Raw genomic sequence first — 13677 nt, 5'->3', positions numbered from 1 at the left:
CGGAAGCTCCCCCTTCGACAAGGCTCTCCTGAGCGCAGCCGAAGGGCTCAGGGCAAGAGCTTCCTGAGGCCAACACACCCCACACATTATCAATCAACCCCGACTTGCTCGTTCAATCTTTCTTGTTTCTCGGGAAGCTAGAGCTTCCTGAACAGGTTACCCAAGCTGGAGCTTGGGTAACTGCAAAATATTTCACCATGAAGAGCATGAAGACAATGAAGAAAAAGCTATAAAATCAACAGTCTAATTCTTCATATCACTTCATGCTCTTCATGGTTATTTCATAATTTTGAATACTTTCACAGTCTCTAGAGCTTAGGAAGGAGCGAATCAGATAGGAGTCGCTCGATCGTTGCGTCTAAACTGCCCCAAGACTATTCAAAAACCCCGGAACAGCTTCCGCCGGCATCGGCTTGGCAAACAAAAAGCCCTGCATGATATCGGCTTCTCTATGCAGCAAATAGTCTCGCTGCGCCTCGGTTTCAACGCCTTCAGCAACCACCTCGATACCGAGCGCATGAGCTAGGGCAATCGTTGCCGAACAAATAGCCGCATCGTTCGGATCGGTTTCGATATCTTTGACAAAGGTACGGTCTAATTTCAAGCGTTGAATCGGCAATAATTTTAAATAAGACAACGATGAATAGCCGGTACCGAAATCATCGATGGCAAGTTCCACACCGATGTTTCGTAAAGCCTTGAAAATCTCGATTGCAACTTCAGGGTTTAGCATCGCCGCCGACTCGGTGATTTCCAATTCCAAATCGCCGCCCGCTAATTCGTTTGCCCGTAAAACGCTAGCAACCCGTTCGACCAAATGCGCTTGCCGTAATTGCTGTACCGATAGATTCACCGCGATGCGTACATCCTTGAAACCTTGACCGCGCCAATCCCGTAATTGCGAACAAGCGGTATTGAGCACCCACTCGCCCAACCGACCTATCAAGCCGATTTCCTCGGCGACAGGGATAAATTGATCGGGAGGAACATTGCCCAAAACGGGATGCTCCCAACGAAGCAGTACTTCCAAACCGATCACATAGTCATTTTCGGATTTAACCTGCGGCTGATAGTGTAAATACAACTGCCCTTTTTCCAACGCTTCATGCAGGCTATGTTCCAACAATAATCTGTCATTAGTGAGATGCTTCATCTCGGCCCGGAAAAACTGGTAATTGTTTCGCCCGACCGCTTTAGCATGATACATCGCGGTATCGGCATTTTTCATCAACAACTCGATGGTCTCGCCATCATGTGGATATAAACTAATACCAATACTGGGCGTGGTACGTAAATTAATCCCATTAACTAAATAAGGTTTCGACAACGCGGTTAATATTTTATCGGCAACATGGGCTGAGGCATGCGCGGCATTTTTATCGGTCAATACAATCACGAACTCATCACCGCCCAAACGCACGACCAAATCGCTATCGCGCACACTTTCCTTAAGCCGATGCGCCACTTCGATCAACAGGCCGTCGCCTACCTGATGTCCCAACGAATCGTTAATAACCTTAAACCGATCCAAATCGATAAACATTACCGCCGCCTCTTCTTCTTTGCGACGAACCAGCAACATCGTCTGCTTCAGACTGATTTGCAGATATAAACGATTCGGTAAATCGGTCAACGGGTCATGATGAGCGATATGGCGAATCTTTTCCTCGGTGGCTTTTTGCGCACTGATATCGGCGAAGCTGGCTATATAATAATCGACCGAGCCCGATACGCTGCGCACGACCGATATCGTCAATAGTTTCGGATAGACGCAGCCATCCTTATGCCTGTCCCAAATCTCGCCTTGCCAGAATCCCGCCTCATTGATCGAATGCCACATCGCGCGATATTCGTCGGGAGTTGTTTTACCTGAAGCCAGGATACTGGGGCTTTTTCCGCGAACCTCACTCACCGTATATCCGGTTAACCGCGAGAATGCCGGATTGACTTTAAGAATGTGATTGTCCCGGTCGGTTATCATGATCGCTTCGCCGCTGTGTTCGAACACATGCGCCGCCAGGCGTAATTGAGCCTCTGCGCACTTGCGTTGTAAAATATTGCGCACTCGAGCCATCAATACCGGAACCACGACCGGCTTGGTTAAATAATCGTCGGCCCCAAGATCCAGTCCGGCGACTTGGCTTTGTTCGGAGCTATCCGCACTGACAAATATCACCGGAATATTTTTTGTTTCCGGTCGCGCGCGCAATTCACGCATCACCTCGATACCATTCATGCCGGGCATCATCACATCCAGCAGAATCAACTCAGGTTTGTCGTGGCGCTCGGCCAAATCCAATGCGGCAGGACCGTTGACGGCGATTTTGATACGGTAATCGGCTTTCAAAGCAGCCGCTAAAACATGAATATTGGCAGGCACATCGTCGACCAACAATATGAGCGGTTTCTTCCCGGTTTCGTCCACCGTCTGAATCATTTAACTATCCTGCTTTAACAAGGTCAAAAGTCGTTCAATCGTGGTCATTGCGCCGCTGTAGTCGAATCTGTCGAGTTGCTTTCGCAAGCGTTTCAGCATTTCGCCGGCCTGGCCGGAACGATAAAGCACCGATAATACATCTAGAATGTGTTCGGGAATTAACTCCCTCTCCTCGACATAGGGTAACAAATCATTTAATACTTGCGCGATCGCTTTTACATCGGAATCCGGTTTTTGGGCACCGCTCGTTTCAAGCTGCGTTAACGAATTGGCAATCGCGTCAACGGCCTGCTGTAGTTGTACAATAAATGACCGGTATAAGTCGGAATTAGATCCGGCATGTATGTCCTTTTCCAATGCGGCGGCTGCGAGACTCAACGAATCCGAGCCTAAATGCCCGGCCAACCCTTTAATGGTGTGCAGCATGGCTGTCGCGTCGTCGTATCGCTGTTCCTGCATTAGCCGGTCGAATTGTGCCGGCGAATTGCTGTATTCATCGAAAAAACCGACCAACAACCGGCGTAATAACACGGCATTACCATCGACCCTCCTTAATGCCCGATCAATATCGAAGCCGGGCAAATCAAACAATTTTACGGCATTCGCAACCCCGGACCCCAAATTTACTTTGTGCGAGTCCTCTTTGACGCTCAAACCCTTGAGCCATTTAACCAAGACCCGTTCAAGATCGCTAGGATCGACCGGCTTCGCGACAAAGTCGTCCGCGCCGGCAAGCCGGCACCGAGCGCGCTCCTCCGGCATTACCGCCGCACTCATCACGACAACCGGCAAGGCACGGTAATCCGGTATCGCCTTGATTCGGCGAGTGGCTTCGAAACCGTCCATTTCCGGCATCTGCAAATCCATCAGCACCATGTCGAAGATTTCTTGTTCAAGCTTGTCTAACGCTACTAGACCGTTTTCGGCAACCGTGACTGATGCGCCTCGATTTTGCAAAATTTCAACGACGACTTCTTGGTTGAGCACATTATCCTCAACCACCAAAATTTTTACACCATCGAGGCGAATCGCGCCAAGCGCTTTATCTTCAGGCTTAGGAATCACGGAATACCCGGCAAGCGTTTCGTATAACACCGATGGCGTTACCGGTTTGGTCAAAATCTCATCAAAATGGATTCTATTGGCTTGAGCTAAAAGCTGCTCTTTATCATAAGCCGTAATCATGACCACTGTCAGCGGATGTTTCAACAAGCCCTTACGACAATCGTTTTCGAGACGGTCGGCTACTTCGGCTCCGCTCATTCCAGGCATACGCCAGTCGAGCAGCACCGTAGAAAACGGACAATTCTTTTGTTCCGCCTCATAAATACGGCGCAAAGCATCTTCTCCCGAATCCGATGTTTCGCAGAACACCCCCCACTCGGTTAATAAACACTCGAGTATCAAACGGGAAGTCGATTGATCATCAACGACAAGTACCCGCTGAGCTCGGATCCGGCTTAAATCGAGATTTTGCGGCGCTTCCGCTTCGATACCGACGCGAACCGTAAACGTAAAAACAGCCCCCTCGCCTTCAACGCCGGCAGCACCGATCGTGCCTCCCATTAATGCGACTATCTTGCTGCAAATCGCCAAGCCCAAACCAGTTCCGCCGAACTGCCGAGTAATCGAACTATCGGCTTGCGTAAACGGCTGAAATAAAAGCTCGGCTTTTTCCTGGGACAAACCGATGCCGGTATCGCGAACCAAAAATTGTAACAACAGCGAATCCTCGCCCTGTTCGATCGCTTCGACTTTGATATGAATCTCGCCCTCATGGGTAAACTTGATCGCATTATCGACCAGGTTGTTTAGCACTTGAGTCAAGCGTAGCGGATCACCGAGCAAGATACGGCCGGTCGCTGAATCGATTTCGAAAAACAGCTCCAAGCCTTTTTCCTCTATACGCGCGGCGAACAGATCGGCGACCGATGTCAGTACCGATTCCACCCGAAACGACACCCGGTCTATTTCAAGACGCCCGGCCTCGATTTTCGAATAATCGAGTACATCGTTAAGAATGCTCAGCAGGGCTTTCGACGAAGCATGCACTTTTTGCAGAAAATCTTTCTGCCGGGCATTGAGTTCGGTTTCCAAAACCAACTGCGTCAAGCCCAATATGGCATTCATCGGCGTGCGAATTTCATGGCTCATATTGGCAAGAAACGCCGACTTGGCCCGATTGGCCGCCTCCGCGCTTTGCTTGGCTTCGATTAAGGCCGCTTCGGTTTCCTTTCGAGCACCGATATCGCGCAAAAAGACGACCAATCGGCCTCCGCTAACCGGTAAATAATTGACGCTAACTTCGATATCCAATAATCGGCCATCTTTATGCCGATGCCGGGTTTCAAATCGATCCGCCCCGTTTTTAAAAATATTATCGAGATGCTGTTGAGTTTCTTCGGGTCTTTCAATTGCTTCGATATTCAGTATTGTCATGTGCCGCAACTCATCCCGTTCATAGCCGATTAAACGGCAATAAGCGTCATTGACATCGATAAAACGGCCCTGACTGTCACACAACGCAAAACCGTCCTGTGTCGTTTCGAGAATCGTTCGATACTCGGCCTCGGACTCCTTACGAGCACTGATATCGATAATCATGCCGATAAAATTGATCGGTTGCCCTTGTAAGTCTCGCAATACTGTTACCGTCAAATCCCCCCAAACCACTCGTCCGGATTTTGTGACGTATCGCTTTTCGAGCCGGTAATCGTCTCTTCGACCCTCTACGATTTCTTCAACCAAACCCTTTTCCATCGACAAGTCATCGGCGTAAGTCAGTTTTGCGAAATTGACATCCGATAACTCGGTCGTCGAATATTCTAAAAAACGAGCCAAACTATCGTTCGCCTGCAACAAATTACCCACGGCATCGGCAAAAGCCATGCCGATACTGGCTTTTTCGAAAATTGTTCGAAAACGCATTTCGCTATCCAACAGCGCTTGCTCAACCTTTTTTAATTTACCGATATCGACTGCTATCCCGAGATAACCGCTAATCATCCGATCGACATTACGCATCGTGCTAACGGACAACAAAACCGGAATCGCCGAGCCATCCTTACGCCGATAGAGCCATTCATGCTCATTGGGTTTATTATTACGCGATTTAACAATAATCGTATCGAAACCGGGCGTTACCGGTATCCCCAACTGTTCGGAAAACGCCTCGGCCCGCTTTTCTAGCTCGTCAGAATCATGAAATATGTCGAGGTCTTGCTTGCCAATCACTTCGTCCGCCAGATAGCCCAGCATATCTTCAGCAGCACGGTTGAATACGGTAATGATCCCTTCCGGTGTAGTCGCAATAATCGCATGCGCGGCATTATCGAGTATCGCGGCATGCAGCGTTAACAAATCCTGCAAACGCCGGTTCGCGCTTTCCAAATCTGCAGTGCGCTGATCGACGCGGAGTTCCAACAGCAATTGATCTTCCGCCAACCTGTCGGTCATACGATTGAAACTACCCGCCAACTCCTTCAGTTCCTGCCAGCCTTCAACCGGCACTCTTCGATCGATATCGCCTCCGGCAATAAACCCGGCGACTTCAGTCACCCTACGAATCGGCAAAATCAAAGCCCTGCCGAACCACAGCGCGGTAATACTCGACAAAACAAGCAATAGCACCAAGGCCCCCCAAGTGAACAAACGCAATCTCTGAGCCGAGGCAAGGGCTTCGTCAACATCCATTTTGATAACCATCCCCCAATCCAAGGAGGGTAAATAACGCCATACCGCAACGATATCGACGCCCACGTAATCCTGAGTCACGCCCATACCGAGTTCACCCGATAAGGCTGATCGCATCGGACTAGCGGTTTCCGTCAATGGTACGTGATAGCGAAAAGCGGCCTCGCTAATTCGACTCAAGGGGGCGACATACAATGTTTGATCGCCCTCACGCTGCGCCAACACGGTCTCGCCGGTCTCACCTAAGCCTGTGTTGTCGGCGGTAACTTGAGTCAATCGATCGAGATCCAATTGAAAAGCCAGGGTTCCAATCGGCCTGCCGTCACGCAGCAACGGCGTGACGATAAAAACAGCGGGGTTATTTCCGGAAGGTTCGTAGAGCGCCACTGGCGTCACTTGTGTATCGAGCAATGCCAAAGCGCCTCGCTGAGCTTCGGCCAGCGCTGTATCGCGTAAAAATCCGGAATTTAAATTAGCGCCGAGGTCGCCTTCATGCAATATCGAAAAAATGACATTACCGAGTTTATCGATCAACAACAGGTCGTAATATCCGCTACTGTCTTTAAATCTGACAAAATCGCTTCGATACTTGCGTATTTCATTTCGATATTGCACAGAATCAATCGACCCGTCGAATAAAGCCGAAAGCGTGTCCAAGGCTTGATTCGTCAAAGACATATTGGCTAAAAATTGAGCATCGGCCAAGCGTTCGTTTAGGTAAGCCTCGATTTGATCCTGTTTTTTATCGGCAATCGAAGACAAATGCGTCTTGACCGTTCTAGTCAATTCTTGCTCGAACGTTCCGACGAACAAATAAGCCAAACCCGCCAACGGCAACGGCGACACCATCAAAAAAATGAATAAAGAACGAGGAATGATTTTACCTAGAATCATTGGCTGTCCTTGTGTTGCAAGGACTGATCTTCGAATGCGACATCGGCCTGCAAACCTTGACTCGCGCCGGCTTTATCTCTAGATGACGCGCTTTCCAACACCTCGAACCACTGCTCCCGAGTTCGATAATACGGCCAAGGCTTAGGACGTAGCGGCTTTTCGGTGGCAAAAACCTGCTCAAATTGCCCTCCGGGCTTCACCTGCCCGATGCGCACCATTTTCCAAGTATGCCGGGTCGATAAATCAACCGACCTAATTGCCGAAGGGCCGTTCACCGTTTGTCTTAAGATAGTTCGATTGACGCGCGCCACTTCGGCCGACCCTGCATCACGTACCGCTTGAGCCCAAAGTTTTACACTCACATAAGCCGCCTCCATCGCATCGCCAATCAAGCGGTCTTTGCCGAAACGCGCTCCGAATGCGTTAACGAATCGTTTGTTTTGAGGACGATCTATCGATTGAAAATAACTGCTTACCGTAAAATGCCGCTTGAGCTTATCGCCTCTCCAGGCTTGCATCTCACCCTCGCTAACACTAAACGACATCAACGGTATATCAGCCAAACCCGCAGCCAGTAATCCGGCAAAAAATGCCTTATTCGTGTCGCCGTTCAAAGTATTGAGTACGACATCGGGCCTTTGCTGCCGGATGTCCCGAACGACCGCGGCAACATTCTGTTGGCCTAAAGGCACATAACGTTCGGCTAATACTTGTCCGTCGATAGCGGTTATCAAATCACGAATAATAATATTTGCCGTATGGGGGAAAATATAATCCGAACCGACTAAATAGACGCGACTACCGAAATGCTCGAGCGCCCAATGGGTCCCGGGAACGATTTGTTGATTCGGCGCGGATCCGGTATAGACGATATTGGGAGACTGTTCAAGTCCCTCATATTGGACCGGATAAAACAGAAGATGATCGAAGCGCTCAACGACCTGTTTGACCGCTTTACGACAAACAGATGTCCAACAAGCAAACAATACATCGACTTTCTCTTGCGTGATCAGTCGCTCGGCCTCATGAGCAAACACTTGCCAATCGGATCGTCCGTCGACGACTGTCATTGCAACGGAACGTCCCAGCAACCCGCCTTCGTTGTTGATTTCGTCGACCGCCAAGTTAATCGCATCGATCAATGGCGCCTCGCTGACCGACATCGTGCCGGTCAGCGAATAAATCACACCAATACGAATCGGCTCCCGCCCGGGTGGCGTTGCACGAATCATCAATAATGCGATTAACACTACGGCAACGCTAAACCGTAGCAAAATAGTTACTATTTTATGCATCGAGTGTCGCTCCCAACATCGGATAATCCGAAAAAGTCTGTCATCCATGGCAACTGGATCCTCCAGCGCCTCCTTAAGCATCAACGAAATTTGAAGTACAGTTTCCTCGCACCGCTCCTGCGTGGGAATACGTAGCGACCAAGCGCTAGATTGCCGTGTCGTCCGAAAAGGCTATTGGTGTTTGAGCGATAGCGGCTTCGATAGTCGCGACGTAGGCGTCGCTCCCACAGCGCTTTTGTCACCCTTTGTGGGAGCAATCCCCTGACGTCCCTCACCTAACGCTAGGTGAGGGAAAGTCGAGATTGTTAAGTGACAATAAATGCTATCGAGGTCTCATTAGCTAAGATTGTAAAAGAGTAATTTTTGACTTATGTATAAAGATGAGCGTAGGACCGTGGAAACCAGAAAAGCCTGCCAGCCATGGCAATTGGATTCCCCAGCACCTCCATAAGCTAATGCCGAAATTTGAAGTAGAGTGGATAATCAACTACAAGGATTATCGATGGTATAGACTTTTTCTCCATCAATACCGAGCACTTGCTCGCCTTTCAATAATCCCATCAACTCGCGGCCTGCCATTGCATAGCGCCAACCTTTCAACAATAATGATTCGGGATCTTCAAACAATAACAATTCCAATGCCTTACGATCAGCCAATATAGCCGGATTCAGTGAGTTCTCGTCTGCTCTAATGCGTACCAATGCCGTCAAAATATCCAAAATAGCTTCTTGCTGCTGGGTCTTTTTGGGGGATCGGCCATTTTCGTGCAGCGGTATCGGCGGCCTTTGCTTCGCTTCATTGATCAATTGGCAAAGTACTTTGCCGTACTTGTTGACCATGCGCTCATTGATATTATGGACTTTCAACATTTCTTCGACGGTACCGGGTTGCTGCTTTGCCAACTCGAACATCATATCGTCGCGCAACAGCCAATTTCGAGGTCTATCCTCTTTTTGCGCGGTTTGCTCGCGCCACTCGGCCAAGGTTTGTACGATTGATAATTGCTTACCGGTCAGTTTATTTTTGCCGCGAATTTTAAGCCAAGCATTTTCCGGTGAAATATCGTAAAGTTCGGGATCGTTCAACATCGCAAAATCGTTTTCCAGCCAATCCAAACGATTGAGCTCGGCCAATTTTTTGAGCATGGTCTGATAAATTTGACATAAATAAATCACGTCGTCGGCAGCATACTGTAATTGGGCCTGACTGAGCGGCCTAACTGTCCAGTCGGTGCGGGTATGGGCCTTGCTGAGATTGATGTTCAAAAAACTCGATACCAGCATCGCATAACCGGGATTTTCCTGAAATCCTAATAAAGGGGCTGCAATTTGCGTATCAAAAATCGGCTGCGGAATTTTACCGGTCAATTGATAAAAAATTTCCAGATCCTGCCGGCAGGAATGGAACACTTTGGTTATCGCCGGATTATAGATAGCCTCGAACAGCGCGCTTAAATCATCCAAAGCGATCGGGTCGACACAAGCAACCCATTCGGGCGTTGCGATTTGTAGCAAACAAAATTTGGGATAATAAGTTTTTTCTCTGAGAAACTCGGTATCGAGTGCTAGCCAAGATTCCTTGGCGATTTGCCGGCACAATTCGTCAAGCTTTTGCGGAGTATCGATATATTGAATGGGGGTCATGGTTCGTCACGTTAACTAAATAAATGCAACACGGCAGGCCTTAATCTCTCAAACGACAGAAACACCAAGCACGGCGCGAAAATATGCGATTATCACTTAGTTAAGTTAATTTTGCGACTCGTATTTAGTGCTGCCTTTACTAGCTACATTTCGGCGGAAGAGTATTTGGCAAATTTTTCCGATAAAAACGTTATGATCCGCTCTCCCTTGCGTTCAACGGCCGGCAAACGCATTCGGCGTCAAAGCCGCCAGCGATTGAAATGCCGGCTTCGCGAAATAATAGCCTTGAAACAATTCCAAACCAAAAGATTGCAACACACTCAGCTCTTCATAAGTTTCGATACCCTCGGCGAGAGGTATGATCGATAATTCACTGCATAACTGCAAGATCGCTTTGACGATAGCTTGACGATTACGGTCTTGGTCGATATGACGAATCAAGGCCATGTCCAGTTTAATGATGTCGGTTTGGATTTCGGCCAATAGATTGAGTCCGGAATATCCGGCTCCGAAATCATCTATCGCGGTTTTAAAACCTTGCGATTGATAATACCGAACGATTTCGAGTAAATGAGCATGATCCTTGACTTGCTCGCCTTCCGTAATTTCGAAAATAATACGATCAACCGGAAATCCGTAGATTTTGGCGGCTTCCAATGTTGTTCTTATGCACAACTCGGGTCGATAAACCGCATTAGGCATAAAATTAATACTCAAAAAAGTATCCATGTTCAACTCCGAGGCCAACTTAATTGCTTTGGTACGGCAACTTTGGTCGAAACGATAGCAGTTTGCATCGTTAACTTGCTCGAACACCTTACCTGCCGGTTCATTATTCAAGCCTCGCGCCAAGGCCTCATGAGCATAAATCGACCGCGTCGTCGTATTCACAATAGGCTGAAACGCCATCGTGAAATCGAAACCTAGTCCGGCCCCGCCCGCACATTCCGCGCAGCCTAGTTGTTTATAATGGTTATCCGGTTTCATGTTTTATTAACCCGCTTCAGTTTGTTGTTATTTTTCGGTCTTGCGTGCCGTACCCTTATGCACTCCCATGCTGAAGCGATGGGAACGAGCAAAAAATCCACTTACATTAGTGCATGCTTTACAATTATTCAGGCTATTCTAGTCGTCTTAGCCGATCATTTGGAATTGAAATACTCGACGCACTCGCTCAGACTATGCTTTTTATTACCCAGTTCTCACTTTTCGCGTGCGAACCCATACGGAACTTAACTTAATAATGACCTCATTTTCACTGTTCGCGACATCCCCGAAAGCCTTGGAGCAACTGCTTGCCGACGAGCTGTCCATGCTGGGCGCGCAAAACATCAAACAAACCGTTGCCGGCGTCGCGTTCGAAGGTACGCTTGAAACGGCTTACCGGGTCTGCCTGTGGTCGCGCATCGCCAACCGAGTCTTGCTGGTACTCGATACTTTCGATGTCAACAGCCAGGACGACCTGTATCGCGGCGTCAAAAAAATCAACTGGTTCGAACACATGAAGCCGGACGATTCGATCGCGGTCACGTTCAGCGCGAAAAACTCGAAAGCGATCAACAACACACATTTCGGCGCACTCAAGGTCAAGGACGCGATCGTTGATCAAATGCGCGCGAAATTCAACAAACGTCCCTCGGTCGACACCGAGCAACCTTCGCTACGCATCAATGTTTATCTGCACGGCGAAAAGGCGCAATTAAGCATCGACCTATCCGGAGAGAGTTTGCATAAACGCGGATATCGCGATATCAACATCAAAGCGCCGATCAAGGAAAATTTGGCTGCGGCAATTCTGATCCGCTCGGGTTGGCCCGCCATCGCGCAACAAAGCGGCTCGCTAATCGACCCGATGTGCGGCTCCGGCACGCTCTTGCTCGAAGGTGCGATGATTGCCGCCGATATTGCACCGGGATTGCTGCGCAAACATTACGGTTTTAGCGGCTGGAAAAAGCATGACCCCGAACTTTGGCAAACCCTGTTCGACGAGGCTGAACGACGTAAATTCGAAGGATTGAAAACATTGCCCATGATCGTCGGTTTCGATCAAAGCAGACATAGCCTGAATGCGGCGGCGCTACATATCGAGCTCGCAGGATTCAACGGAAAGATTCATCTGGAACGGCGCGAGATCGCCGATGCGCGGCCCGCCGCCGGCTGGACGCCCGGTTTATTGGTCTGTAATCCGCCTTACGGCGAACGCCTAGGCAACGCGGAAGAAACCGCCGAGCTCTATCAAAATTTCGGAAACACCTTGAAAGCCGGATTTGCCGGCTGGCAAGCCGCGCTGATCGTCAGCGATCCCGAACTCGGATTCCGCCTCGGGATTCGTTCGCAAAAACCGATCACGCTTTATAACGGCGCGCTCGAATGTAAATTGCTGCGCATGACGATAGCCGATACGGCCTTTTTCATTCCGAAGCCGAAAAACCGCGACGAACGCCTCGCGCAAATTGCGGAAAGCGTGACCGGCAGCGGCGATACCGGGGCGGAAATGTTCGCGAACCGCGTCAGAAAGAATCTGAAAAAACTGAGCAAATGGGCCAAGCAAAACCGGATCGATTGTTACCGGGTTTACGATGCCGACCTGCCCGAATATGCGGTCGCGGTAGATCTGTACCAAGGCGATAAGACTTGGATCGTCGTACAGGAATACGAACCGCCGAAATCGATAGACCCGGACAAGGCTGACCAACGCTTGGCCGGTGTCTTGGCTGAAATTCCAAATTTGTTCGACATCCCGAAAGAACAGGTATTTCTTAAAATACGGCGCAAGCAAAAAAGCTCCGATCAATACGAAAAACAAGGCGACAACAACGAATTCCATGTCATCCGGGAAGGCGGCTGTCGATTGCGCGTCAATTTCGCCGATTATCTCGATACGGGTTTGTTCCTCGATCATCGTCCGATGCGGCTGCGCATCCAACAAGAAGCCAAAGGCAAGCGTTTTCTAAACCTGTTCGCCTATACCGGCAGCGCAACGGTGCATGCCGCGGTCGGCGGTGCGAAATCGACCACCACGGTCGATATGTCGAAAACTTATCTAGACTGGGCAGAGCAGAACCTGGCCTTGAATGTCGCCGGCGGCGATCACGAATTCATCCGTGCCGATTGTTTGGAATGGCTGGCTAATGAAGCCAAACAGCCTTATGCTCGTCAATACGACCTGATCTTTCTGGACCCGCCGACGTTTTCCAACTCCAAGCGCATGGACGACGTTTTCGATATTCAAAACGACCATGTCGAATTGATCGAAAACGCCGTAGCCTTGCTGGCGCCTGCCGGCGTGCTGTATTTCTCGACCAATTTCAGGCGTTTTAAACTCGATACCGAGGCTTTATCGGACCTGGTGACAGAGGACATTACGCCGGCGACGATTCCGGAAGACTTTGCCAGAAATCCGAAGATTCATTATTGCTGGAGGATTAGCGAATGACTAAACAAGTCAGAATACTCGTATCGGGCCGGGTGCAAGGCGTTTATTTCCGCGCCTTCACGCAAAAGCAAGCGAAGAAGCATCAACTGTCAGGATTCGCGAAAAACCTGCCGGACGGGCGAGTCGAAGTAGTCGCGGCCGGCTCCAACGAGGCGGTCGAAAAATTAGTGCGTTGGTGTCATAGAGGGCCGATCATGGCACGGGTCGATCATGTCGAAACAGAAGAACTGGCGGGCATCGATCTGCCGGGCGGCTTTGAGATTCGGTGAAAAGTTTAC

At 49.4% G+C, this 13677-nt stretch carries 7 protein-coding genes; 2 read left to right on the top strand and 5 right to left on the bottom strand.

What is annotated here, in order from left to right; translation table 11 throughout:
- Positions 1-358: 358 nt before the first annotated feature.
- From ACINK7_RS04025 to ACINK7_RS04005, 5 genes are all read right to left on the bottom strand, one after another.
- Complete coding sequence (locus tag ACINK7_RS04025) at positions 359-2437, bottom strand: putative bifunctional diguanylate cyclase/phosphodiesterase (protein ID WP_404360010.1); 2079 nt, start codon at positions 2435-2437, stop codon at positions 359-361.
- On the bottom strand, positions 2438-7024 hold the full coding sequence (locus tag ACINK7_RS04020) for a PAS domain S-box protein (protein ID WP_404360009.1): 4587 nt from the start codon (positions 7022-7024) through the stop codon (positions 2438-2440). It lies immediately after the preceding gene.
- Positions 7021-8319 (bottom strand): urea ABC transporter substrate-binding protein, encoded by a 1299-nt coding sequence (locus tag ACINK7_RS04015; protein ID WP_404360008.1) that lies wholly within the window; start codon positions 8317-8319, stop codon positions 7021-7023. The genes ACINK7_RS04020 and ACINK7_RS04015 overlap by 4 nt, the downstream gene beginning before the upstream one ends.
- Before the next feature lie 483 nt (positions 8320-8802).
- Entirely contained in the window at positions 8803-9963 is a 1161-nt protein-coding gene (gene rnd / locus ACINK7_RS04010; RefSeq protein ID WP_404360007.1) for a ribonuclease D, read from the bottom strand.
- A gap of 213 nt (positions 9964-10176) precedes the next feature.
- Positions 10177-10950 (bottom strand): EAL domain-containing protein, encoded by a 774-nt coding sequence (locus tag ACINK7_RS04005; protein WP_404360006.1) that lies wholly within the window; start codon positions 10948-10950, stop codon positions 10177-10179.
- Positions 10951-11206: 256 nt separating this feature from the next.
- On the opposite strand from ACINK7_RS04005, the gene rlmKL reads away from it, so the two are divergent.
- Together rlmKL and ACINK7_RS03995 are read left to right on the top strand one after the other, a co-directional pair.
- A complete protein-coding gene (gene rlmKL / locus ACINK7_RS04000; RefSeq protein ID WP_404360005.1) occupies positions 11207-13399 on the top strand; it encodes a bifunctional 23S rRNA (guanine(2069)-N(7))-methyltransferase RlmK/23S rRNA (guanine(2445)-N(2))-methyltransferase RlmL in 2193 nt (730 codons plus the stop codon).
- Positions 13396-13668 (top strand): acylphosphatase, encoded by a 273-nt coding sequence (locus ACINK7_RS03995; RefSeq protein ID WP_404360004.1) that lies wholly within the window; start codon positions 13396-13398, stop codon positions 13666-13668. The genes rlmKL and ACINK7_RS03995 overlap by 4 nt, the downstream gene beginning before the upstream one ends.
- The last annotated feature ends 9 nt before the right edge of the window (positions 13669-13677 follow it).

The organism is Methylotuvimicrobium sp. KM1 (genome assembly GCF_044788715.1).
In the GTDB taxonomy this organism is placed as follows: domain Bacteria; phylum Pseudomonadota; class Gammaproteobacteria; order Methylococcales; family Methylomonadaceae; genus Methylotuvimicrobium.
This window is presented reverse-complemented; position numbering and strand designations above follow the sequence as displayed.

Excerpts from the sequence above, each read along its gene's own strand:
- ACINK7_RS04005 (WP_404360006.1), bottom strand. The coding sequence starts at position 10,950 with ATGAAACCGGATAACCATTATAAACAACTAGGCTGCGCGGAATGTGCG.
- ACINK7_RS04020 (WP_404360009.1), bottom strand. The coding sequence starts at position 7,024 with ATGATTCTAGGTAAAATCATTCCTCGTTCTTTATTCATTTTTTTGATG.
- rnd (WP_404360007.1), bottom strand. The coding sequence starts at position 9,963 with ATGACCCCCATTCAATATATCGATACTCCGCAAAAGCTTGACGAATTG.
- ACINK7_RS04025 (WP_404360010.1), bottom strand. The coding sequence starts at position 2,437 with ATGATTCAGACGGTGGACGAAACCGGGAAGAAACCGCTCATATTGTTG.
- ACINK7_RS03995 (WP_404360004.1), top strand. The coding sequence starts at position 13,396 with ATGACTAAACAAGTCAGAATACTCGTATCGGGCCGGGTGCAAGGCGTT.
- ACINK7_RS04015 (WP_404360008.1), bottom strand. The coding sequence starts at position 8,319 with ATGCATAAAATAGTAACTATTTTGCTACGGTTTAGCGTTGCCGTAGTG.
- rlmKL (WP_404360005.1), top strand. The coding sequence starts at position 11,207 with ATGACCTCATTTTCACTGTTCGCGACATCCCCGAAAGCCTTGGAGCAA.